The following is a 24146-nucleotide window of genomic DNA, read 5'->3' as shown; positions in this document are numbered from 1 at the left end:
CGCTTATCCGGCCTACGGGTTTTGTAGGCCCGGTAAGCGCTGCGCCCCGGGCATGGTGTTACGCGGCGTGTTTACGCGGGCTCATTGTCTTTGCCGGTGTCGAACCCGCATCGCATTTCGCGGGCAGCAACAGCGCCAGCAACGCGGCCAGCGCCAGGGAGATCGCCAGGCAATAGACGCCCGCATCTTTGCTGTACAACGTGATCAGTACGCCAACCGCGTAGGGGCCGCAGAAGCCGCCGAGGTTGCCAAGCGCGTTGATAACGCCGCGTGCGCCGCCCGCCATCTCGGCGCTGAACAGACGTGCCGGGATCGTCCAGAAAACGCCCGCCGCCGATTGCAGGAAGAAGCCACAGCCGACCAGCGCGGCATAGGCCAGCCAGATTTGGTTTTTCAGCGCCACCGACAGGAACATGCACAGGGCGAAGCCAATCAGCGGCAGGCAGACAAACAGTTTGCGTTTACCCGTGCGGTCGGAAAGGAAAGAGAACAGGAACATCCCGGCGATCGCGCCGACGTACGGTAAAATGGCGAGCATACCGACTTGCCCCATGCTGCTGTGGGTCAGCTCTTTGAGGATGGTCGGCAGCCAGAGGGTGTAACCGTAAATCCCGGTCTGATAGAAGAAGTTCAGGGCGATAAGTTGCCACATGGTTTTGTCGGAAAGGACCGCGCTGAGAGAGGCGTTTTTGACTTCGCTTCCGGCAATGGCTTTCTGTTCTGCGGCGAGGGTTTCTACCAGATAGTTTTTTTCCGCCCTGGAGATCCAGCGGGCTTCCTGCGGCCGGTCATAAATGGTGTACGCCCACAGCACCAGCACGACGAGAGAGAGCAGACCTTCAATAATGAACAGCCAGCGCCAGTCGAGTACGGTGATTATCCAGCCGGAGAGCGGGGCGGTGATAATCCCGGCAATCGGCACAAACATAATCACAATGGCGTTCGCACGACCGCGTTCAGCGTCCGGGAACCAGTTGCTGATCATCGTCAGTACGACGGGCAGCATGCCGCCTTCCGCCACACCCAGTAAGAAACGCAGGGCAAGCAATTGATACTGGTTGGTAATTAAGCCTGTGAGGACGGAAATAACCGCCCAGGCAACCAGCGACCAGCCGATAAATTTCTTGCCGCTGCCGTGAACGGCGATTTTGCCGCCGGGAACCTGTAAGAACAGATAGCCGATGAAGAAAATCCCGCCAGCCAGACCGGCCATAGTGGCGGAAATACCTAATTCGGCATCCATTCCGCCAGGCATCGCGAAAGCAATATTCACGCGGTCCATATAAGAAATAATACAGGTAATCAGAATGGGCGGAATAATTCGCAGCCAACGCTGACGAGGTATATCTTTTTCTGTAGGGCGAGAGGTCATATTCATCTTCGTATTCTCGTAAAGTAAGTATTCTGGCGATGAAAAGTAAATTATTTAATGCCTGATGACGTTTTGCTTATCAGACCTACGCCGCCATCCGGCAACGTCTTATTATTTGGCGTTATTTAATGCCGTAATGCCGTCGCGTAATATCGCTACGCGGTGACTGACGTCGGCATTAGCGTTAATTTCCAGTAACTTAATACCCATGAATTGCAGAACGTCTGTTCCTGCGCAGGTCAGTAATTCACGGGCATGTTCTTGCGTCATCATGCTGTCAGGGCAGAAAGGTGCGAAAGGCGCATGTAAATCCTGCCATTCGCCGTATTCACCGCTTTGCGTTGTACCGGAGAACATCAGCGCGCCGAGTTTGCCAGCCTGTTTCACCTGCTGCGTATGGGTCAGTGGCAGGGTGGTGTTGCGTCCTTCAATGGCGGAACGCGCCCAGTTAATGCAAACGCTGATGTCGTAGTCGGCAATCACCTCCAGCACGTTGTCCAGAGGCAGGAATCCTTTGCGCGGCGCGGCGCTGGTCATCGCGTCGCAGTGTTCCAGCACCAGGTCGCACGGCCAGTCCCAGCCAGCGATCTCTTTCACTGAACGGGCAAATGCGTCCGTTGCCTGTGCGACGTTTGGGTTATCGGCCTGCGGTGCGGCGTGCAGCTCAAGCGCGATCACTTTCCCGGCGCTTGCCGCGTTGATTGTCGTGATCTTCTGGTAAAGGTGGCGATAGTACGCCACACAGGCCTGACGCTGATCTTCATTGCTGGAGGCCAGCCCAAAGCCGCGGTTTTCACCGCGACGGCGCATGGTTTCCATAATCGCCGTCACGACGATTTGCCAGTTGCCTGGCGTATGGCGCAATAACCACGCGTCGCCGAGTGGGTGAAGATGTTCAAGGCAGGGTTGCTCCAGCCCACGAATATCAGGAGTATCGGAGAGTTGCCGCCAGAATTCCTTCTCTTCCTCTTCACTCTTTTGGTGAAATGAGGGTGCACAGGGATACGCACCGATAATATAACCGGTATTGTTCGTTTTCATGTTGTGCTCCAAAGATAACGTTTTATAAAGCGGATATTGCCACTTTAACGACGATTTTCCGTATGGGTGTCGCGACCGTTTTATTGCAGCCAGGGCGATGAACATCCTGCGGGAAAAAAATAGCGTAGCTTCCCGGAACCATTTCAAAGAAAGATTCATGTTCACTGTCGTGATAGAAAATAATATCGCGCTGTTCTAATAACGATTCGCTGATTTGGTTATTACCGGTGTCGATGGCAACCCCTATTTTTTCTTCACCCCAGGCGAGAAACTGAATATCCAGATAACGGCGATGAACTTCTGGACGGTTTTCAGCCGCAGAGCGGGTGGTTAAATCAATTATCTGGGCAAAAATATTTTTGCCGTCGATTTCCACCACCCCAGGGTTCAGCGTGCGAAAGTCGGTGGTACGTAAGAAATCGAGCGCCTTTTCAATCGCGTCTGGCAGACGACACGGATTGGGCTGTGCGATATGTCCAAATATCATGCTATGTCTCCTTACAGCGCCTGGATTTTGGCCCATACGCTGTCATCGACGGTGATGCCGTTGCGGCGATTCTCATCCCGCAGCCGGGTAAATTCGTGGCCTGGCAGACGGATTGCCACGTTCTCATCGGCGCGCTCAGCGGTGGTGACGAAATCCATAATGCGCTGGAGTTTGGCATCGCGCGTGGCGCCATCAATCAGCTTATCGACCTCAATAGCGATGAAGATCTGCGAAACGCCGTATTCGTCGCTGTTTTCCTGGGTAACTTCGGCAACGGAAGCGCCGTCGGAAAGCAGGGTGGCGATCATATCCAGCACAATCGACAGACCTGACCCTTTCCAGTAGCCCATCGGCAAAATGCGGCGATTTTTTTCGATCACGCCAGGTTCTTTGGTCAAATTGCCTTTATCGTCGAACCCGCCGTCTACCGGCAGCTCACGTCCCGCCAGCCGGTTTACCTCTAACATGCCGTAGGAGAACATCGACATCGACATATCGATCATGGTGATTGGCGATGAAGGGATGGCGACGATCAGCGGGTTCGTGCCAATACGGCACTCTTTTGACCCCCACGGTGGCATCACGGCGATAGAGTTGGTCCAGCAGATGCCGATGTAGCCTTTTTCCGCCGCCTGCCAGCCGTAGCTGCCGCCGCGCATCCAGTGGTTGGCATTGCGTAACGCCACCAGGCCGATGCCGTGGTCGGAAGCCAGTTCAATAGCGCGATCCATCATTTTTTTCGCCGTCAGATTGCCGATGGATCGCTGAGCATCCCACTGCTCGATGGCGCCAAGGCTGGTGATGCGCTGCGGTCTGGCATCAGGAATGATGTCGCCATTATCCAGTTGCTGAATGAAACGGGGAAAGCGATTCACGCCATGCGAATAGACGCCGGATTCTGTAGTACGGGCAAACATCTCTGCACAGGCGTCAGCCGTTTCCGCCGCAACGCCGCGCGCCAGCAGCACCCGATTGAACGCCTCTTTTAACTGCTCAAAAGTCACTTTCATTCCTGCTTCTCCCGTTTATTTTTGACCGCTTTTTTATCTTTAAATTTCACTATGCGAAATCTGATTTCAAATATAGCGATCAAATTTTGACAGATCAACGGGGTGGTCTATTTTTTAAAATCATCAAAATCAAATAGTTGTGTTTTTTCGGTTCAGATCGTGAACTGAAACACACTTTGCGCTACCATCAGAGCGCGACGAAAAGGGGAGCGGAAGCGATGGGCATAAAAGAGAGCGAAATGACGCAAGAAAAAGAGAGGCCAGCCGGTAGTCAGAGCCTGTTCCGTGGTTTGATGCTGATTGAGATCCTCAGTAACTACCCGAACGGATGCCCGCTGGCGCACTTGTCTGAACTGGCCGGGCTGAACAAAAGTACCGTGCATCGACTGCTACAGGGATTGCAGTCCTGCGGGTATGTCACCCCCGCGCCTGCCGCCGGAAGCTATCGTCTGACCACTAAATTTATCGCTGTCGGGCAGAAAGCCCTGTCATCGCTGAATATCATTCATGTGGCTGCGCCGCATCTTGAGACGCTGAATATCGCCACTGGCGAGACCGTCAACTTCTCCAGCCGTGAAGACGATCATGCCATCCTGATCTATAAGCTGGAGCCGACCACCGGCATGCTGCGCACCCGCGCCTATATCGGTCAGCATATGCCGCTGTATTGCTCTGCGATGGGGAAGATTTACATGGCGTTCGGCCATCCTGACTATGTGGAAACCTATTGGGAAAGCCACAAGGATCAGATCCAGCCGTTGACCCGTAACACCATTACCGGGTTGCCGGCGATGTATGACGAGCTGGCGCAAATTCGTGAAAGCGGTATGGCGATGGATCGCGAAGAAAATGAGCTGGGCGTCTCCTGCATTGCCGTGCCGGTGTTTGATATTCACCATCGGGTGCCATACGCCATCTCTATTTCGCTTTCGACGTCCCGGCTCAAGCAAATCGGCGAGAAAAATCTGCTCAAGCCCCTGCGTGACACCGCGCAGGCGATCTCGAATGAGTTGGGTTTTACCGTGCGCGATTAAGGCAGGCGCCCGGAAGATGATGGGCATCTGACAAAATTTAATCGTTTCCCTCGTCGGATCAAAGCAGCGATCGCGCCCTCTCTGGCACTCTGGGGTTTTACGCAGGTGGAGAGGGCAATGAACCGATTTATCATGGCGGATGCGGCGAAATGTATCGGCTGTCGTACCTGTGAGATTGCCTGCGTAGTGGCGCATCAGGAGAACCAGGACTGTGCGGCGGTGTCGTCCGGGGAATTTGTCTCCCGCATCCGGGTCATTAAAGACGATGCGTTTACCACGGCGGCGGCATGTCGCCAGTGTGAAGATGCCCCCTGCGCGAACGTGTGCCCAACGCAGGCCATCCGTCGCGATCATGGGCACATCTTCGTGGAACAAGCGCGCTGTATCGGGTGTAAAAGCTGTATGCTGGCGTGCCCGTTCGGCGCGATGAACGTTGTGTCGCGAACCTCACGCGTACAGGCGATTAAATGCGATCTCTGCTGGCACCGTGCAACGGGCCCGGCATGCGTGGAGGCCTGCCCGACTGACGCGTTGCAGTGCCTTGATGTGGAAAACGTGCAGCGACAACGACTGTACGCGCAACCCGTCTGAGTGTCACCCCGGTCAGGCGATGACCGGGGAGGCTGTTAGCCTTCGCGCCAGGCGCGCTCAACCTCTTCAGCAAGAATTTTCACCCCTGCCTCAATTTTTTGCGGATCGGGAACGTAGTTCATCCGCATGCACTGGTGCGTATGCGGCCAGGGTTTGTCCAGCCCCGGGAAGAAGTAGTCGCCGGGAACCATCAATACGCCGCGCGCTTTCAGACGCTGGTACAGCAATTCAGTTGAAATCGGCAAATCTTTGAACCACAGCCAGAGGAAAATAGCGCCTTCCGGTTTATGGATCAGGCAGCGATTTTCCGGTAAATACCGGCGAATGGTCGCGATTGTTTCCAGTACGCGCTGGTAGTAGAACGGTTTTATTACCGTTTCCGACAGGCGCAGCAGGTCGTTACGCTTAATCATTTCGCACATCATTGCCGGGCCAATACCGCCAGGCGACAGGCTGATAATGCCGTTCATATTGGTGATGGCGGTGATGATTTTTTCATTGGCGATAATGATGCCGCAGCGGCTGCCGGGCAGCCCCAGTTTGGAGAGGCTCATGCACAGGATGATATTCGGATTCCACAGCGGGCGTGCTTCGCTGAAAATAATGCCCGGGAAGGGAACGCCGTAGGCGTTATCGATCACCAGCGGGATGCCGTGCTGATTGGCAAGGGTATCCAGCTTCATCAGCTCTTCGTCGGTGATCACATTGCCTGTTGGGTTAGTCGGGCGCGACACGCAGATCATGCCAGTCTCTTCCCCGATGCGCAGATGTTCAAAATCAACGTGGTATTTGAACTGACCTTCCGGCAATAGCTCGATATTCGGGCGAGCGGAAACGAAAAGATCCTCTTCCAGCCCGGAATCGGCATAACCAATGTATTCCGGCGCCAGCGGGAACAGCACTTTTTTAGTCGTCCCGTCGGCGCGGCGTCCGGCGAAGAGATTAAACAAGTAGAAAAACGCGCTCTGACTGCCGTTTGTTAGTGCAATATTCTGTGGTTCGATATCCCAACCCAGATTCTCACGCAGCAGCGACGCGAGCGCTGTCAGTAGCTCCGTTTTTCCCTGCGGACCGTCATAATTACAAAGCGCATCAGTGGCTTTGCCGTTTTCCAGCATTTCGCCCAGTAGCGAATGGAAGTAATTCTGCATTTCCGGGATTTGCGCTGGATTACCCCCGCCGAGCATGATTGCGCCGGGCGTGCGTAAGCCGTCATTGAGGTCTTCCATCAGGCGGGTAATGCCTGAATGGCGGGTAAATTTGTCGCCAAAAAGTGAGAATGTCATAGCAGGTGGTCTGTCGAACTCATTATCAAAGTGGCTAACCATAGCGCTACCTATGGCAGGGTGCAAATCAGGCGTTAACGCCGTGGTTGATGCTTTATGCTGAAGATTTTTATCTGGCTGGTGTTTTGTTTTGATAAGACGTCCGGCGGATGGGCTCGCCGGACGTCAGGCAGGATTAAGGGCGACCCGCCCAGATGATCATGACCTTATCGTCGTCGTGCTCGCGCACAAAACCGTACCCCTGCTTCAGCGAGAGCGTGGTTTGCTTACCGGCGCCGATGGCGAGGTGTCTGGCGCGGAACTGACTGATTCGCTGCCAGTGGGCGACGGTGGCGGCGGATTTACCGTTGATATCCTGCCAGTTCATGTCAGAACGGGTGCCTTGCAGCGGATCGGAACCCGTCGGGCCAAAGGGACGTGCGGATTCGTCGCCATAAAAGATCTGTACGGCGCCGGGCGCCAGCAGCAGAAGCTCTGCGGCCTTATCGCCGCCTTCCCGAAAGAGGCGCGTGTCGTGCGAGGAGAGATAACTCAGCACGTTGAAATCCTGTAATTTCTCTGCCATTTGCTGCCAGGTGGCGTCCATATCCGCCAGACAATCGACCGCTTTTGCCGCCTGCTCCTGGTAGTCAAAGTTGATCATCGCATCAAAGCCGTGGCGGTAATAATCACTCTGCATGACACCGTGGCCCCAGGCTTCACCGGTCATCCAGAAAGGCGCGTCGTCCAGCGTCTTTTCCGGGTTGGCCTGTTTCCACTCGGTCAACGCCGCGCTGGCCTGGGTTTTCAACTGCTGCCAGGCCGGAAGTTCGACGTGTTTGGCGGTATCTACGCGGAACCCGTCGATGCCGTAATCACGCACCCACTGACTGAGCCAGTGGATCAGATAATCCCGCGGCGTGTAGCCCTCAATGGCTTTTGCATGGGTATCCGGTTTGTTTTTATAGAACACCGGCAGGCCGGAAGGGGTTGTGGATTCCGTTTTAATATCGGGCAGGAAAGCCAGCGACATGGTCAAATCGTCAAAGCCTGGATTGTCATAATCGCCAATATCCGTGCGAATCCATTCTTTCCCCCACCATGCTTCCCATGCCGCTTTGTCGCTGAAGTTGATGTAGTCATTAAAGCTGTGCCAGCTTTGCCCGGCGGCGGGCTTCCAGTCGGTCCAGCGTTCGCCCAGCGTCTTTTTCAGCTCATCGCCTTGCAGATACAGCGCGCCAAACCGGAATGTCTGCATGTCTGCCAGCGTGGCGTAGCCCGTGTGGTTCATCACCACATCAAACAGAATACGGATGCCGCGCTGGTGTGCGCCATCGACTAACGCGCGAAGGTCGTCCTCGCTGCCCATATTGGCGTCCAGCGTGGTCCAGTCCTGGGTGTAATAGCCGTGGTAGGCATAATGCGGGAAATCCCCTTTCGTACCGCCGCCGACCCAGCCGTGGATTTGCTCGAACGGCGCGCTGATCCACAGGGCATTCACCCCCAGGTGTTGCAGATAGTCCAGCTTGTCTGCCAGCCCACGTAAATCGCCGCCATGAAAGGTGCCAATCTCCTCCATGCCGTCTTTGTGGCGGCCATAGCTTTGGTCATTCGTCGGATCGCCGTTCTGGAAACGGTCTGTCAGCACAAAGTAGACCGTCGCGTTATGCCAGTTGAATGCGGCGGGCGTGTCGGTTTCCGCGCGTTCAAGCAACAAAAGCCCGTTGCTGGTCGCGCCGGGTTGCAGCGTAATCTGACCGTTCTTAACGGTAGCGGTTTGCTGGCTGTAGTAATCGCGCACGACCGCGCCTTCCGGGAAGGTGTGACTCACCTCCAGGGTCAGCGGCGAGCCGTTCCACGTCGGGCACTGGCGCACCGTGCTGGCGACGGGATCGGCGGTGCTTTTTATCGACAGCGTCAGCGTTGGCGTACCGGAGCGGGTATCAATCTCCAGCGAGTAGTCGCCGTCTTTAAACAGTCGCCACTGCGGCGGCGTGCCTTCACACGGTTTGAGCGACAGCATCTGATTGAGTTTTATGGCATCAGCAGGTTGCCAGCACTGTTGGTCAATATGCAGCGTCAAAGGGCGCGTACCTTTCGTCAACGCGGCATGGCTGACAAACTTACCCGTCCCTTCCGCCGTAAAGGGCGGGAATCCCTGAGATGTCCATGATGAGGCGAATACGATGCCGGGCATGAGCGCCAGCGCAAAAGCGGTAAGTTTCATTACGCTTTCCTTATTGCTGCGATTTTAGCCAGTATGCCGTTGAAAGATAGCGGATAACTCATCCCTTTGGCGTATTCCGCCAGGCTGAGGCGCGAGGGTGAGCGATCGTGCGCAGAAAATAGCCATGTTTTGCGATAACCACCACATTTTCTTCGTATTAATAGCGTTCTTCGCCATTATTGCGTGACAGGGTTTCGGAATTGGACTATTCCTTGGGGTGCTCTTGACGGTTATTTTTGATATGATTTGAGATTCATCTCTCATTTTTTTGAAAAATATAAGGCGTTGGAATGTATAAATCCGACCAGGAGACCTAATGATATTGACGCCCATACGACGATATGGGGCAATGATTCTTATGTTACTCACCGTAGTATTTTCGGGTGAGGTGCTGGCGAAGGCGCACACGACAACAACGAGTCAAAAGTCCCACGTAACCAAGACAGGTCATAAACAGGTAAGCAGTAAACAAGAGTATTCTCGCAATAGTGCAAAGAGTAGTTCACTTCCTGATTTGCGAAAATACCCTTCCGGAACACCAAGGAAAAAAGCGTTTCTCCGGACGGTTATGCCTTTTATCACCAGTCAAAATGCTGCGATTACTGCGGATCGTAACTGGCTGATTTCAAAACAGTATCAGAACCGCTGGTCGCCTTCTGAGCGTACGCGTATGAAAGATATCGCGGCGCGCTACAAGGTAAAGTGGTCTGGCAACACGCGTAACATTCCGTGGAATACCTTGCTGGAACGCGTAGACATCATCCCGACCAGTATGGTGGCGACGATGGCGGCGGCGGAAAGCGGCTGGGGAACCTCTAAACTGGCGCGCAACAACAATAACCTGTTCGGCATGAAATGCGGAAAAGGGCGTTGTACCAATGCGCCGGGTAAAGTGAAAGGTTACTCGCAGTTCGGTTCGGTTAAAGAGTCGGTTAACGCGTACGTGATTAACCTGAACACGCATCCTGCTTACTCGTCTTTCCGTAAGTCTCGCGCCCAGTTGCGTAAGGCGGATCAGGAAGTTACCGCAAGCGCGATGATTCATAAGCTGAAGGGTTATTCGACGAAAGGGCAGAGCTACAACAACTATCTGTTCGCGATGTATCAGGATAACCAGCGTTTAATCGCCGCGCATATGTAATGACCCAATTTTGTAGGCCGGATAAGGCGCTTGCGCCGCCATCCGGCACAAACGCCCGGTGACGCTTCGCTTACCGGGCCTACAAACGACCACCTGCCACCGCTACAACAACACTTCACTGTACCGATCGCGGTACTCTTTTGGCGTCGTGTCATACTCCTTTTTGAAAACAGAATAGAAATATTGCAGGGATGGGTAGCCGCACATCTGTGATATTTCGTTAATCGGCAGCGTGGTTGAAATTAACAGGCTGCGCGCTTTTTCCAGTTTTTCAGCATGAATAACGGCGTGAATGGTCTCCCCGACGTCTTCTTTAAACCGTTTCTCCAGGTTCGAGCGGGAGATACCGACCGCGTCCAGCACCTGATCAACTTTAATACCTTTGCAGGCATGGTTACGGATGAAATGCATCGCCTGTATGACGGCCGGGTCGGTCAATGAGCGGTAGTCCGTCGAGCGACGCTCAACGACGCGCACAGGCGGAACCAGAATACGTTGCAGCGGCAGCACTTCCTTATCCAGCAGGCGGTGTAGCAGTTTTGCCGCCTGATAGCCCATCTGCCTGGCTCCCTGAGCGACCGATGACAGCGCGACCCGCGACAGATAGCGGGTCAGTTCTTCGTTATCAATACCGATGACGCACAGCTTTTCGGGAACCGGGATATGCAGATGCTCGCAAACTTGCAGCACATGTCTCGCCCGGGCGTCGGTAACGGCGATAATCCCGGTTTGCGGCGGCAGGGTTTGCAGCCAGTCCGCCAGCCGGTTTTGCGCGTGCTGCCAGTTTTCCGGTGCGGTTTCCAGCCCCTGATAGACCACGCCACGGTATTTTTCTTGTGCAACCAGTTGGCAGAATGCGTATTCACGCTCGGCCGCCCAGCGCTTGCCGCTGGAGGCGGGCAGGCCATAAAAGGCGAAGCGATTGATCCCTTTTTCTTTCAGGTGCAGAAAGGCGCTTTCCACCAGTGCGTAGTTATCGGTGGCGATATAATGGACGGATGGATAGTGTGCAGCAAGGTGGTAAGAACCGCCGACGCCGATAATGGGCACATCCACATCGGCAAGCGCCTGAGCAATGTCATCGTCATCGTAGTCGGCAATGACGCCATCGCCCAACCACTCTTTGATGTTATCAATTCGCGCGCGGAAGTCTTCTTCAATGAAGATATCCCATTCCGATTGCGATGCCTGTAAATATTCACCCACGCCTTCCACTACCTGACGGTCGTAGGCTTTATTTGCATTAAATAACAGTGTGATACGGTGGCGTTTCTCAAACATAGTTCTTTCCCTGCTGAATCAGTCATAAAGGACAATGCCGGTACGTGTTGACCGGCATTGAGCATGACCCCTTTTCTGGAATTCAGGAACGACGTTTAGTTGCTGAGTCCATCCATACTGCCAGTAACAAGATCGCACCTTTCACGATGTACTGCCAGAATGTGGGCACGTCCATCATACTCATTCCGTTATCAAGAGAGGCCATAATAAACGCCCCCATGACGGCGCCCGCGACGCTACCCACGCCACCCGCCAGGCTGGTTCCGCCGATCACGCAGGCGGCAATCGCGTCCAGCTCGGCAATGTTCCCGGCGGAAGGCGATCCGGCGCCGAGGCGCGAACTGAGTATCAGCCCCGCAATCGCCACCATCAGGCCGTTGATGGCGAAGACCGCCAGTTTGGTTCGCTCAACGTTAATGCCGGAGAGACGAGCGGCTTCCAGATTGCCGCCAATCGCATAAATTCTCCGGCCAAACGCCGTTCGCGTCGCCATAAACATACCGCCAAGCAGCAGGAATACCAGCAGCAGTACGGGCGTTGGAACGCCGCGATAATCGTTCAGCAGCCAGATTGCGCCCAGGACAATGACGGCGGTTAGCGCCTGGCGACCGACTACCGCAGTAGAAGCCGGGGTGCTAAGCGCCAGAGCCTGCCGGCGCATACGCCCGCGCCATTGCCAGCCGATAAACGCCATTAAGCTGATGGCGCCTATTGTGAAGCCCAGACCGTTGGATAAGTAGCTCTGACCAATCTGCGACATCGCCGAGCTGGTGGGCGAGACGGTTGTACCATTCGTGATGCCAATGAGAATGCCACGGAAAGCCAGCATCCCGGCCAGGGTGACGATAAACGAAGGGACTTTCCGGTAGGCGACCCACCACCCATTCCAGGCGCCGAGCAGTAAACCCAGCGCCAGCGTGACAACAATCGTAAGCGGCAATGGCCAACCCAGCCAGACGTCGCAGATTGCCGCGACGCCGCCTAATAGCCCCATCATTGAACCAACAGAGAGGTCGATTTCCGCAGAGATAATCACGAAAACCATCCCCACGGCCAGAATACCGGTGATCGCCGTCTGACGAAGCAGGTTGGAGACGTTGCGCGCGCTCAGGTATGCGCCTTCCGTGGTCCAGGTAAAGAACAGCATGATCACAATAATCGCCGCGATCATGACGAACACCTGTAGGTTCAGTGATTTTAACCCAGGAAAACCGCCCGTCAGAGGGGCTGAGAGTTTCACTTCAGACGGATTGTTTTTCGACATGATATTCGCTCCTCAATGCGGCTTCCATCACCTGTTCTTGAGTCAGGTTATGATTCACCAGGTTGGCTTTCAGTTTTCCTTCGTGCATCACCAGGATGCGATCGCTTAATCCAAGAACCTCGGGGAGTTCCGACGAGATGACGATGACAGCAATACCTTGCTGAACAAGCTGGTTAATGAGTTTGTAGATTTCATATTTTGCGCCGATATCGATTCCTCGGGTGGGTTCATCGAGGATGAGAATACGCGGGTTCAGCAGGAGACAGCGCGCCAGTATGGCCTTTTGTTGGTTCCCGCCGCTAAGGCGCCCAATCGCTAAATCAGGCGAGGATGTTTTCACTTTCAGGCGTTGCAGCGATTCCAGAATGCATTTTTGCTCTGCGGCATCGTCAAGATGGCTTATCTTCCCGGTGAACCGATCGAGCGCCGCCAGCGTGATATTTTTCCCGACGGCCATAACCGGCACAATGCCGTCGCGTTTCCTGTCTTCAGGCACCATTGCAATGCCATGAGCGATCGCTTGCTGGCAATGACGAATATCCACGGCCTGATTATCGATCATAACCTTTCCTTCCCAGCGCCCAGGCCAGACGCCGAACAGGCATTGCACTAACTCCGTGCGGCCCGCGCCGACCAGCCCTGCAATGCCGAGAATCTCGCCCCGTTTCAGCGAAAAGGAGACATCATTGACGCGTTTGATGTGACGGTTGACGGGATGCCAGGCAGTAAGGCGCTCAACGCGCAAAATCTCCTCCCCGGTAGCATGCGGCTCATTAGGATAGAGCGCCGTCAGCTCGCGACCGACCATCATGGTGATGATATCGTCTTCTTCCATTCCGGCGGCTGCGCGGGTGCCAATATGTTGGCCGTCGCGGATCACGCAGATTGTGTCCGAGATAGCTTTAACTTCATTGAGCTTGTGTGAGATATAAATACACGCAATATCATGCTGTTGCAGATCGCGAATAATTTCCAGCAGCACGGTGGTTTCTTGTTCCGTGAGGGAGGCCGTCGGCTCATCGAGAATCAGCAGCCGAACTTGTTTATTAAGCGCTTTGGCAATTTCTACCAGCTGTTGTTGCCCCAGGCCCAGGTCGCCCACGCGGGTATCCGGTGAGATAGACAAGCTGACCTGGTCTAACAGCTTCTGGCAGCGTAGCGTCATCATGTCGTAATCAAGAATGCCGTTACGGGTGATTTCGCTGCCCAGGAATATATTTTCCAGCACGGTTAAGTGCTTAACCAGCGCTAACTCCTGGTGAATAATAGCAATGCCCTTACGTTCGGTATCACGAATATGACTGGCTTGCAGTGTTTCTCCTGCAAACAGAATTTCACCTTCATAAGAGCCATGAGGGTAAATACCGCACAGCACTTTCATTAACGTTGATTTACCCGAACCATTTTCACCGCACAATGAAACGATTTCCCCGGCATTAAGCCTGAGGCTGACGTTATCAACTGCCTTCACTGCGCCGAAGGTCTTGGTAATGTTTTTCATTTCAAGTAGATAGGGCATAACTACTCCACATAAGCCAATGCGAGAACCCGGCATGGAGGGTTTGACGCCCTCCGCTGTTGTAGAGGGCGCAACGTTTACAGATCACTCTTTTTGTGGAACCCGTCTTTAATCACGGTTTCGTCAATATTGGTTTTATTAACATCAATTGGAGTAAGCAGGCGGGAAGGGACATCTTTCAGACCGTTATTCAGCGTGGCGTCGGCCTTAGGTTGTTGCCCGTTACCCAGCTCGACGGCGATCTCGGCGGCGGTATTCGCCAGTAGCGTGATGGGTTTATAAACCGTCATGGTCTGCGTGCCTGCGACAATACGTTTAATGCCCGCAAGGTCGGCATCCTGACCGGAAATAGCGACTTTTCCTGATAATCCCTGAGCGCTGAGCGCCTGAATCGCACCGCCTGCGGTCGCGTCATTGGAAGCGACAACCGCGTCAATTTTGTTATTGTTTGCGGTCAGCGCATTTTCCATAATTTTCAGCGCATTTTCAGGCAACCATCCGTCCACCCATTGATCGCCGACGACATTAATTTTTCCTGAGTCGATATAAGGTTTTAATACTTTCATTTGTCCGGCGCGGAACAATTTTGCATTATTATCTACCGGCGAGCCGCCCATCAGGAAATAATTCCCTTCAGGCACTTTATCGACCAACGCCTGAGCCTGTAATTCGCCGACTTTTTCGTTATCAAAAGAAATATAAAAATCGATGTCGGCATCATTTATCATGCGGTCGTACGCTAATACTTTTATTCCTTCTTGTTTCGCTTCTTTTACGACATTGCTTAATACTTGCCCGTTATAAGGAATAATGACCAGAACATCAACGCCACGGTTGATCATGTTTTCAATCTGCGACATTTGGGTTTCTTCATTACCATTGGCAGATTGTACAAATACTTTTGCGCCGAGGGATTCGGCCTTGCTCACGAAAATATCGCGATCTTTTTGCCAGCGTTCCAGACGTAAGTCATCGATAGCCATACCAATTTTAACTTCTTTGGCATGTCCCGTTATGCTGGCGAGCAGGAGTGAAGTGCAGACGGTGAGTAAGATGTTTTTTATCTTCATAATCGTGATGCCTTTTGTTAGAGGGAACAGCGGTAAAAGTAACAATCACAGCGTGAGACGTAGCAGATTTTTAGCAGTTAATACGCGGAAGGCAATTATAGATTTTTATCTTGCAGTTACGATTTTTGGTTTATTTCGGGAATTATGACCGAGATCGTACTTTTAATGACGCATTACGCCCGTTACATTTCGTTGTTGATGAATAACCATTTTTTGCAGGCGGTTACTTTTATTTTGCGAGGCAGCGCACACTTACGAATTATCTAAATAGCAGAGTGAAATAACATAATTGAGCAATGTGAATCGAGTAACCAATATTACGCCATTACCCATCCCTCGCCGTATTACCTGATTATGGAGTTCATTATGCAGGCTTATTTTGACCAACTCGATCGTGTTCGTTATGAAGGCCCTAAAAGCACTAATCCATTAGCTTTCCGCCATTATAATCCAGATGAAATCGTACTGGGTAAACGCATGGAAGAGCATCTGCGTTTTGCGGCCTGCTACTGGCATACCTTCTGCTGGAACGGCGCGGATATGTTTGGCGTAGGCGCGTTCAACCGTCCGTGGCAACAGCCCGGCGATGCGCTGGAGCTGGCGAAGCGCAAGGCGGATGTGGCGTTTGAATTTTTCCATAAGCTGAACGTGCCTTACTACTGCTTCCACGATGTGGATGTTTCGCCGGAAGGCGCCTCGCTGAAAGAGTATAAAAACAACTTTGCGCAGATGGTCGATGTGCTGGAGTCGAAGCAAGAACAGAGCGGCGTGAAGCTGTTATGGGGTACCGCGAACTGCTTTACCAACCCGCGTTACGGCGCCGGGGCGGCGACGAACCCGGACCCGGAAGTCTTCAGTTGGGCGGCGACGCAGGTGGTGAACGCGATGAACGCCACGCACAAACTGGGTGGCGAAAACTACGTTCTGTGGGGGGGCCGTGAAGGGTATGAAACCCTGCTGAATACCGATCTGCGCCAGGAACGCGAGCAGATTGGCCGCTTTATGCAGATGGTGGTGGAACATAAACATAAAACAGGTTTCCAGGGCACGCTGCTGATCGAGCCAAAACCGCAGGAGCCGACAAAACACCAGTATGACTACGATGTGGCAACGGTTTACGGCTTCCTCAAGCAGTTCGGCCTGGAAAAAGAGATCAAGGTGAACATTGAAGCCAACCACGCTACGCTGGCGGGCCACTCTTTCCATCATGAGATTGCGTCCGCCATTGCGCTGGGCATTTTTGGTTCTGTGGATGCCAACCGTGGCGATGCGCAGCTGGGCTGGGATACCGACCAGTTCCCGGTAAGCGTCGAAGAGAACGCGCTGGTGATGTATGAAATCCTGAAAGCGGGCGGTTTCACGACCGGCGGGCTGAACTTTGACGCGAAGGTTCGTCGCCAGAGCACCGACAAATACGATCTGTTCTATGGTCATATTGGCGCGATGGACACGATGGCGCTGTCATTAAAAGTGGCAGCGCGCATGATTGAAGATGGCGAACTGGATAAACGCGTGGCGAAACGTTATTCCGGCTGGAATAGCGAACTGGGCCAGCAAATTTTGAAAGGCCAGTTATCCCTGAGCGACGTCGCGCACTATGCTGAACAGCGTAATCTGGCGCCGGTGCATCAAAGCGGCCATCAGGAACTGCTGGAAAATCTGGTGAATCATTATCTGTTCGACAAGTAATCGCCATTGCGCCGCGTTTAGCCAACGCGGCGCATCGATAAAGGAGTGGTCACGATGTATATCGGGATAGATCTGGGCACGTCCGGTGTGAAAGCCATCCTGCTGAATGAGCAGGGAGACGTGCTGGCCTCGCAGACGGAGAAACTGTCCGTCTCTCGCCCGCATCCATTATGGTCGGAGCAGGATCCCGAACAGTGGTGGCTGGCGACGGATCGCGCCGTAAAAGCGCTGGGGCGAGAGCATTCATTACGTGATGTAAAGGCGCTGGGGATTGCCGGGCAGATGCACGGCGCCACGTTGCTTGATAAACACCAGAAGGTGCTACGCCCGGCGATTTTATGGAATGACGGACGCTGTGGTGAAGAGTGCGCGCTGCTTGAGCAGCAGGTTCCGCAGTCTCGCGCCATTACCGGCAATCTGATGATGCCCGGCTTTACCGCGCCAAAACTGCTGTGGGTTCTGCGCCATGAGCCGGATATCTTCCGCCAGGTTGCAAAGGTGCTGCTGCCTAAAGATTACCTGCGTCTGCGTATGACGGGGGATTTTGCCAGCGATATGTCGGACGCGGCGGGAACGATGTGGCTGGATGTCGCAGCGCGTGACTGGAGCGACACCATGCTCAACGCTTGTCAGCTAACCCGTGAGCACATGCCTGCTCTGTACGAAGGCAGCGACATCACCGGTACGGTGTTGCCTGAGGTGGCGCACTCCTGGGGGATGCCTGCGGTGCCTGTTGTTGCAGGGGGCGGAGATAACGCGGCGGGCGCGGTGGGCGTGGGGATGATCAATGCGGGTCAGGCCATGCTGTCGCTGGGAACATCAGGCGTCTATTTTGCGGTGAGCGACGGTTTTCTCAGTAAACCAGAAAGTGCGGTACACAGTTTTTGCCATGCGCTGCCCGAACGCTGGCATTTGATGTCCGTCATGCTGAGCGCGGCATCCTGCCTGGACTGGGCGGCAAAATTAACCGGTCAGGCATCTGTCCCCGCGCTGATTGACGCGGCACGCCAGGCGGATGATAACGCGGATGCCGTCTGGTTCCTGCCTTATCTTTCCGGCGAACGCACGCCGCATAATAATCCGCAGGCGAAGGGCGTATTCTTTGGCCTTACGCATCAGCATGGCCCCGCAGAGCTGGCGCGGGCGGTGCTGGAAGGCGTCGGTTATGCGCTGGCGGATGGCATGGATGTTGTGCATGCCTGTGGCGTGAAACCCGGCAGCGTGACGCTGATCGGCGGCGGGGCGCGCAGTGAATACTGGCGACAAATGCTGGCGGATATCAGCGGGCTACAGCTTGACTACCGTACCGGCGGCGATGTAGGCCCGGCATTGGGCGCCGCGCGTCTGGCGCAAATTGCGATGAATAAAGAGCAACCATTATCTGATTTATTACCGCAGCTTCCGCTGGAGCAAGCGCATTTCCCTGATGCTGAACGCCATGCGCGTTACCTTGAACGTCGCGAAACGTTCCGCCGCATTTACCAGCAGTTATTACCGCTCATGTCTTAATCCGCTATTCCTTCCGGCAGTGGCCGGAAGGAATTCTTATTTCCTATTGATTGCCTCGATATATATCGAAATCAATATGTGTGTTTTCTGATTTTCACGTTATTGTCCGGTTATCGTCTTTTCCATTCTTATTTCTTGTCTTAATGTGAATCGGCAAAGCATAAGGAGAGTGATATGGACGATAAGGTTGCGCGCAGGAAGCGTCTGGTCGGTTTAATCATGCTGGCGGGCGGCGCGCTGGTCTATCTGACAGGGCTGTGGCCTGCTTGCCACTCGTTGAGCGACAAGGGCTATTTTTTTGCGATAATGGTGATGAGTGGCTTTCCCCTGTTAATACGCCAGGAGCCGACGGGAAATGAGCGTCTGCTCACCCGGTGCAAATATCTGTTACTTCTCGCCGCAGGTATGCTTTTTGTCGGTCTATGGAATATTGATTTACCGGTCGCCGTCAAAGTGATGTGCCTTCTGGGGCTGGGCGTGAGTCTGTTGGGTACGGATATGTACGCCACGTATTCTGATGACGAATAAGGGCCGGTCAACTGACCAGCCTGCGCGTATCAATCTTCTGTAGCAATATCGACAGCAGCAAACTTCCGGCCAGGGTGAGGGTAAAAATCCATACGATATCCAGCGGCGGCCAGCGTTTAAACTCCACGCCATTCGTCCGTAGCGCATGGATTATCAGCGCGTGAAACCCGTAAATACCGAGTGAGTGGCGGGAAATCAGCGCCAGCCCGGGAACCGTGCGCGTATTCAGGGTATTTTTGACCAGCGTGAGCAGCGACGCGGCGCAAATAAATACCATCGGGCCGCAATAGACGTACCAGGTATCGGCAAAATTTCCGCGCCAGTTGAGTTCATGTAACGTTCCGCGCGAAATAATCAATACCGCCGTAATGAAAAGCGCGGCGCTTATCCAGGTCAGCGAACGTTTTTGTGTCTCCATCATGCCAATCGCCCGGCCCAGCATGCCATAGAGGATGTAGTAAAACGTGTCGCCGGTGATATACAGGTTAACGGGGAGCCACTCAAATCCGCCGATTTTTTGCGACACGGTATTGGGGTTGGCGACAACGCCAATGACGATCATCAGCACCAGCAGCATTTTGCCGCTGATATTTTTAACCTGTATTAACGGCGATACCAGGTAGATCACCGCGATCGCGAAGAAAAACCACAGGTGGTAGAACACCGGTTTTTGCAGCAGGTTTTTCAGCGATAGCTCTGCGTTAATCGACGTAAAAAGGGTGATATATACCAGCGCGACGGCGCTATAGAACAGCAGGCAGAGCGCAATGCGCAGGAAATGTCGCGGCTGGGCGCTACGTTCGCCAAAAAAGAGATAGCCCGAGATCATAAAAAACAGCGGTACGCTGACGCGTGAGGCGGAGTTCAGGACATTGGCAAAATCCCAGCTAAACGGATTGATGCTTTGCGCATTGGTGACGTACCAGGTGGTGGCGTGGATCATCACGACCATTAAACAGGCGATCCCTCGCAAATTATCAATCCAGTATATTTTGGGTTGCATCAGTTCCTCTGCTTCCGTTTTAAATAGGGTCTGACTTGTTTATTGGCGCGGTATCTCACTGGAATATTCTGAGTTTTTACGCTAAAGCTTGTGATGGTCCAGCGAGATTCGCAAAATGCGCCTGTCTTTTGGGTAAACCCTAACCTTAATAATAATAAGAGCGACCGGCAAATAAGGCGGTAATAAAAATGATGATGAAGTCTGTTTTTCCGGCGCTGTTAACCCTCCTGCTGGTGGGATGCGCGACGACGGCGCAGCCGGTTCAGAAGGCGCAGAAGGTCAACGTGAACCCGGAACGCTCACTGGATATGGAAGCATTGTGCAAAGCGCAGGCGGCGCGGCGTTATAACACCGGCACGCAGAAAATTGATGTGACCGGTTTTGAGCAATACCAGGGTAGCTATGAGATGCGCGGCAATACTTTCCGCAAAGAGAGTTTTGTTTGCTCTTTTGACGCAGAAGGGCAGTTTTTACATCTTTCCATGCGCTAAGTTCCCCCTTTTTCCCGTTTCGTACTGTATATCTTGCGGTCAGCGGGTATACTGATCCCTTCCTTTAAATCCACACGTATCCAGCACGAAATAATATGCAAAAGTTTGATACCAGGACCTTCCAGGGCTTGATCCTGACCTTACAGGATTACTGGGCTCGCCAGGGCTGCACCATTGTTCAACCATTGGACATGGAAGTCGGCGCGGGGACTTCTCACCCAATGACCTGTCTGCGCGCGCTGGGGCCAGAGCCGATGGCGGCTGCCTATGTGCAGCCTTCTCGTCGTCCGACCGATGGTCGCTATGGCGAAAACCCGAACCGTTTACAGCACTACTATCAGTTCCAGGTGGTGATTAAGCCATCGCCGGATAACATCCAGGAGCTGTATCTCGGTTCTCTGAAAGAGCTGGGGATGGACCCGACTATCCACGATATCCGTTTCGTGGAAGATAACTGGGAAAACCCGACGCTGGGCGCCTGGGGTCTGGGTTGGGAAGTGTGGCTGAACGGCATGGAAGTGACTCAGTTCACCTACTTCCAGCAGGTTGGCGGTCTGGAGTGTAAGCCGGTTACCGGTGAGATCACCTACGGCCTGGAACGTCTGGCTATGTACATTCAGGGCGTAGACAGCGTTTACGACCTGGTCTGGAGCGACGGCCCGCTGGGTAAAACCACCTATGGCGACGTGTTCCATCAGAACGAAGTGGAGCAATCCACCTACAACTTCGAATACGCCGATGTGGATTTCCTGTTCACCTGTTTCGAACAGTATGAGAAAGAAGCACAGCAACTGCTGGCGCTGGAAAACCCGCTGCCGCTGCCTGCTTACGAGCGTATTCTGAAAGCCGCCCATAGCTTTAACCTGCTGGATGCGCGTAAAGCCATCTCCGTTACCGAGCGTCAGCGCTACATCCTGCGCATTCGCACCCTGACCAAAGCAGTGGCAGAAGCTTACTACGCTTCCCGTGAAGCCCTTGGCTTCCCGATGTGCAACAAAGACAAATAAGAGGCGGCCATGTCTGAGAAAACTTTTCTGGTGGAAATCGGCACTGAAGAGCTGCCACCAAAAGCCCTGCGCAGCCTGGCGGAGTCCTTTGCTGCGAACGTTACTGCGGAGCTGGATAACGCTGGCCTCGCACACGGCAACGTAGAGTGGTTCGCCGCGCCGCGCCGTCTGGCGCTGAAAGTGGCGAATCTTGCTGCTTCTCAACCCGATCGCGAAGTTGAAAAACGCGGCCCGGCGATTGCCCAGGCGTTTGACGCGGAAGGCAAACCGAGCAAAGCGGCAGAAGGTTGGGCGCGTGGTTGCGGTATCACCGTGGACCAGGCTGAACGTCTGACCACTGACAAAGGCGAATGGCTGCTGTATCGCGCACATGTGAAAGGCGAAAGCGCAGAAGCGCTGCTGCCGAACATGATTGCCACCTCTCTGGCGAAACTGCCGATTCCGAAACTGATGCGCTGGGGCGCGTCTGACGTTCACTTCGTGCGTCCGGTACACACCGTAACGCTGCTGCTGGGCGACAAGCTCATTCCGGCAACGATTCTGGGTATCCAGTCCGATCGCGTCATTCGCGGCCATCGTTTTATGGGCGAGCCGGAAATCACCATCGACACTGCTGACCAGTATCCGCAAATCCTGCTGGAGCGCGGTAAAGTTGTTGCTGATTACGAAGCGCGTAAAGCGAAAATCAAAGCCGATGCAGAAGAAGCGGCGCGTCAGATTGGCGGTAACGCTGACCTGAGCGAGAGCCTGCTGGAAGAGGTCACTTCGCTGGTGGAATGGCCGGTGGTGCTGACGGCGAAATTCGAAGAGAAATTCCTCGCGGTGCCGTCTGAAGCGCTGGTTTACACCATGAAGGGCGACCAGAAATACTTCCCGGTTTACGCCGCAGACGGCAAACTGCTGCCGAACTTTATCTTCGTGGCGAACATCGAATCCAAAGATCCGCAGCAAATCATCTCCGGTAACGAGAAGGTGGTGCGTCCGCGTCTGGCAGATGCCGAGTTCTTCTTCAATACCGACCGTAAAAAACGTCTGGAAGATAACCTGCCGCGTCTGCAAACCGTGCTGTTCCAGCAACAGCTGGGTACGCTGCGCGACAAGACCGACCGTATTCAGGCGCTGGCGGGCTGGATTGCTGAACAAATTGGCGCGGATGTTAACCACGCTACCCGTGCGGGCCTGCTGTCGAAATGTGACCTGATGACCAACATGGTCTTTGAGTTCACCGACACGCAGGGCGTCATGGGGATGCACTACGCGCGCCATGACGGCGAAGCGGAAGATGTAGCTGTCGCGCTGAACGAGCAGTATCAGCCGCGCTTTGCCGGTGACGACCTGCCGTCTAACCCGGTTGCCTGCGCGCTGGCGATTGCCGACAAGATGGACACGCTGGCGGGTATCTTCGGTATCGGTCAGCATCCGAAAGGCGATAAAGACCCGTTCGCGCTGCGTCGTGCCGCTCTGGGCGTGCTGCGTATCATCGTTGAGAAGAACCTGAATCTGGATCTGCAAACGCTGACCGAAGAAGCGGCGCGTCTGTACGGCGACAAGCTGACCAACGCGAATGTGGTTGATGACGTTATCGACTTTATGCTCGGTCGTTTCCGCGCCTGGTATCAGGATGAAGGTTACACCGTGGACACCATTCAGGCGGTTCTGGCGCGTCGTCCGACCCGTCCGGCGGATTTCGATGCCCGTATGAAGGCCGTGTCGCACTTCCGCACGCTGGAAGAAGCCTCCGCGCTGGCGGCGGCGAACAAACGTGTGTCCAACATTCTGGCGAAGTCTGACGAAGTGCTGAACGATCGTGTCAATGCGGCAACGTTGAAGGAACCAGAGGAAATTGCTTTGGCTCTGCAAGTTGTGGTTCTGCGTGACAAACTTGAACCCGTGTTTGCTGAAGGTCGTTACCAGGAAGCGCTAGTCGAACTGGCTGAGCTGCGTGAACCGGTCGATACGTTCTTTGAAAAAGTGATGGTGATGGTTGATGACAAAGATCTGCGCATCAACCGCCTCTCTATGCTGGCGAAACTGCGTGAGCTGTTCCTGCAAGTAGCGGATATTTCCCTGTTGCAGTAAGTTGTTGCAGTAAGTTCGTCGCAATAAAATAAAACCTGCCATCTGGCAGGTTTTTTTATGGGGAAAAAGGTAAAAAAAATCCCCGCCGATTGGCAGGGATCTTCAATTCTGAGCTTATAAAGCTAAGATTACAGGCTGGTTACGTTACCAGCTGCCGGGCCTTTAGCGCCGCTTTCGATGGTGAAGGAAACTTTCTGACCTTCATCCAGGGATTTGTAACCGTCGTTCTGGATAGCAGAGAAGTGTACGAACACGTCTTTGGAGCCATCGTCAGGAGTGATGAAGCCGAAGCCTTTATCAGCGTTGAACCATTTTACGATACCAGTCATTTTACCGGACATAGTGTATTACCTTTTAAAAAATAAGTGTGCCTTTCGGCGATATGGCGTGCTTTACAGATTTTTTAAGCGTTAAGGAAATGCGCACTACGAGGGGTATCAACGGATAACTCTTGAAGGGGACTGCCTTACTAAACTGCTTTAATGGTCTGTACGTCAAACCGTTGGACGCATTAACTCATGTAACGCTTGTGGATGCA

At 53.8% G+C, this 24146-nt stretch carries 21 protein-coding genes; 9 read left to right on the top strand and 12 right to left on the bottom strand.

The window, feature by feature from the left end:
• Positions 1 to 58 precede the first annotated feature (58 nt).
• From OGV83_RS09115 to yiaK, 4 genes are all read right to left on the bottom strand, one after another.
• A complete protein-coding gene (locus tag OGV83_RS09115) occupies positions 59 to 1378 on the bottom strand; it encodes an MFS transporter (protein ID WP_286463464.1) in 1320 nt (439 codons plus the stop codon).
• Positions 1379 to 1483: 105 nt separating this feature from the next.
• Positions 1484 to 2413: a DUF4862 family protein gene (locus tag OGV83_RS09110; RefSeq protein ID WP_012135716.1), complete on the bottom strand. Its 930-nt coding sequence runs from the start codon at positions 2411 to 2413 to the stop codon at positions 1484 to 1486.
• A gap of 22 nt (positions 2414 to 2435) precedes the next feature.
• Positions 2436 to 2900 (bottom strand): YhcH/YjgK/YiaL family protein, encoded by a 465-nt coding sequence (locus OGV83_RS09105; RefSeq protein ID WP_104868036.1) that lies wholly within the window; start codon positions 2898 to 2900, stop codon positions 2436 to 2438.
• Between the two features lie 11 nt (positions 2901 to 2911).
• Positions 2912 to 3910, bottom strand: coding sequence for a 3-dehydro-L-gulonate 2-dehydrogenase (gene yiaK / locus OGV83_RS09100; protein WP_286463461.1), 999 nt, complete (start codon positions 3908 to 3910; stop codon positions 2912 to 2914).
• Positions 3911 to 4128: 218 nt separating this feature from the next.
• Here yiaK and yiaJ point away from each other — a divergent pair, with 218 nt between their 5' ends.
• Positions 4129 to 4944 (top strand): IclR family transcriptional regulator YiaJ, encoded by an 816-nt coding sequence (gene yiaJ, locus OGV83_RS09095; protein ID WP_058668270.1) that lies wholly within the window; start codon positions 4129 to 4131, stop codon positions 4942 to 4944.
• A 117-nt stretch (positions 4945 to 5061) separates the two neighbouring features.
• Entirely contained in the window at positions 5062 to 5535 is a 474-nt protein-coding gene (locus OGV83_RS09090) for a 4Fe-4S dicluster domain-containing protein (protein ID WP_286463459.1), read from the top strand.
• 35 nt (positions 5536 to 5570) lie between these two features.
• On the opposite strand, the gene avtA is transcribed toward OGV83_RS09090, so the two are convergent.
• Positions 5571 to 6821, bottom strand: a complete 1251-nt coding sequence (gene avtA, locus OGV83_RS09085) for a valine--pyruvate transaminase (RefSeq protein ID WP_024131054.1) — start codon at positions 6819 to 6821, stop codon at positions 5571 to 5573.
• A gap of 175 nt (positions 6822 to 6996) precedes the next feature.
• Entirely contained in the window at positions 6997 to 9027 is a 2031-nt protein-coding gene (gene malS, locus OGV83_RS09080) for an alpha-amylase (protein ID WP_286463457.1), read from the bottom strand.
• A gap of 316 nt (positions 9028 to 9343) precedes the next feature.
• Between malS and OGV83_RS09075 the strand changes: the two genes are divergently transcribed.
• Entirely contained in the window at positions 9344 to 10168 is an 825-nt protein-coding gene (locus OGV83_RS09075) for a protein bax (RefSeq protein WP_024131053.1), read from the top strand.
• Positions 10169 to 10270: 102 nt separating this feature from the next.
• On the opposite strand, the gene xylR is transcribed toward OGV83_RS09075, so the two are convergent.
• From xylR to xylF, 4 genes are all read right to left on the bottom strand, one after another.
• Positions 10271 to 11449 (bottom strand): D-xylose utilization transcriptional activator XylR, encoded by a 1179-nt coding sequence (gene xylR, locus OGV83_RS09070; RefSeq protein ID WP_012135707.1) that lies wholly within the window; start codon positions 11447 to 11449, stop codon positions 10271 to 10273.
• Positions 11450 to 11531: 82 nt separating this feature from the next.
• On the bottom strand, positions 11532 to 12713 hold the full coding sequence (gene xylH / locus OGV83_RS09065; RefSeq protein WP_012135705.1) for a xylose ABC transporter permease XylH: 1182 nt from the start codon (positions 12711 to 12713) through the stop codon (positions 11532 to 11534).
• The gene (locus OGV83_RS09060) at positions 12691 to 14232 is read right to left on the bottom strand and encodes a xylose ABC transporter ATP-binding protein (protein ID WP_012135704.1); all 1542 of its coding nucleotides are present in this window, start codon (positions 14230 to 14232) and stop codon (positions 12691 to 12693) included. The genes xylH and OGV83_RS09060 overlap by 23 nt, the downstream gene beginning before the upstream one ends.
• Before the next feature lie 77 nt (positions 14233 to 14309).
• Positions 14310 to 15302 carry a D-xylose ABC transporter substrate-binding protein gene (xylF, locus tag OGV83_RS09055; RefSeq protein WP_047460342.1) on the bottom strand — a complete coding sequence of 331 codons (993 nt, stop codon included), beginning with the start codon at positions 15300 to 15302 and terminating at the stop codon, positions 14310 to 14312.
• Between the two features lie 366 nt (positions 15303 to 15668).
• On the opposite strand from xylF, the gene xylA reads away from it, so the two are divergent.
• The 3 genes from xylA to OGV83_RS09040 all read left to right on the top strand — a co-directional run bounded on the left by xylA (position 15669) and on the right by OGV83_RS09040 (position 19028).
• The gene (xylA, locus tag OGV83_RS09050; RefSeq protein ID WP_047460345.1) at positions 15669 to 16991 is read left to right on the top strand and encodes a xylose isomerase; all 1323 of its coding nucleotides are present in this window, start codon (positions 15669 to 15671) and stop codon (positions 16989 to 16991) included.
• Between the two features lie 54 nt (positions 16992 to 17045).
• Entirely contained in the window at positions 17046 to 18500 is a 1455-nt protein-coding gene (gene xylB / locus OGV83_RS09045; RefSeq protein ID WP_286463456.1) for a xylulokinase, read from the top strand.
• 174 nt (positions 18501 to 18674) lie between these two features.
• On the top strand, positions 18675 to 19028 hold the full coding sequence (locus tag OGV83_RS09040) for a YiaA/YiaB family inner membrane protein (RefSeq protein ID WP_012135700.1): 354 nt from the start codon (positions 18675 to 18677) through the stop codon (positions 19026 to 19028).
• A gap of 7 nt (positions 19029 to 19035) precedes the next feature.
• Here the strand turns inward: OGV83_RS09040 and OGV83_RS09035 are convergent, their stop codons facing one another.
• Positions 19036 to 20031: an acyltransferase gene (locus tag OGV83_RS09035; protein ID WP_047460352.1), complete on the bottom strand. Its 996-nt coding sequence runs from the start codon at positions 20029 to 20031 to the stop codon at positions 19036 to 19038.
• Between the two features lie 188 nt (positions 20032 to 20219).
• Here OGV83_RS09035 and OGV83_RS09030 point away from each other — a divergent pair, with 188 nt between their 5' ends.
• The 3 genes from OGV83_RS09030 (at position 20220) to glyS (ending at position 23608) form a co-directional block, all read left to right on the top strand.
• Entirely contained in the window at positions 20220 to 20522 is a 303-nt protein-coding gene (locus OGV83_RS09030) for a YsaB family lipoprotein (protein WP_012135698.1), read from the top strand.
• Between the two features lie 95 nt (positions 20523 to 20617).
• Positions 20618 to 21529 carry a glycine--tRNA ligase subunit alpha gene (gene glyQ / locus OGV83_RS09025; protein ID WP_001168544.1) on the top strand — a complete coding sequence of 304 codons (912 nt, stop codon included), beginning with the start codon at positions 20618 to 20620 and terminating at the stop codon, positions 21527 to 21529.
• Positions 21530 to 21538: 9 nt separating this feature from the next.
• Complete coding sequence (gene glyS, locus OGV83_RS09020; RefSeq protein WP_058668264.1) at positions 21539 to 23608, top strand: glycine--tRNA ligase subunit beta; 2070 nt, start codon at positions 21539 to 21541, stop codon at positions 23606 to 23608.
• A gap of 128 nt (positions 23609 to 23736) precedes the next feature.
• On the opposite strand, the gene cspE is transcribed toward glyS, so the two are convergent.
• The gene (gene cspE / locus OGV83_RS09015; protein ID WP_000014594.1) at positions 23737 to 23949 is read right to left on the bottom strand and encodes a transcription antiterminator/RNA stability regulator CspE; all 213 of its coding nucleotides are present in this window, start codon (positions 23947 to 23949) and stop codon (positions 23737 to 23739) included.
• Between the last annotated feature and the right edge of the window lie 197 nt (positions 23950 to 24146).

It is taken from the genome of Citrobacter sp. CK189 (assembly GCF_030333505.1).
GTDB lineage: Bacteria > Pseudomonadota > Gammaproteobacteria > Enterobacterales > Enterobacteriaceae > Citrobacter_B > Citrobacter_B koseri.
This window is presented reverse-complemented; position numbering and strand designations above follow the sequence as displayed.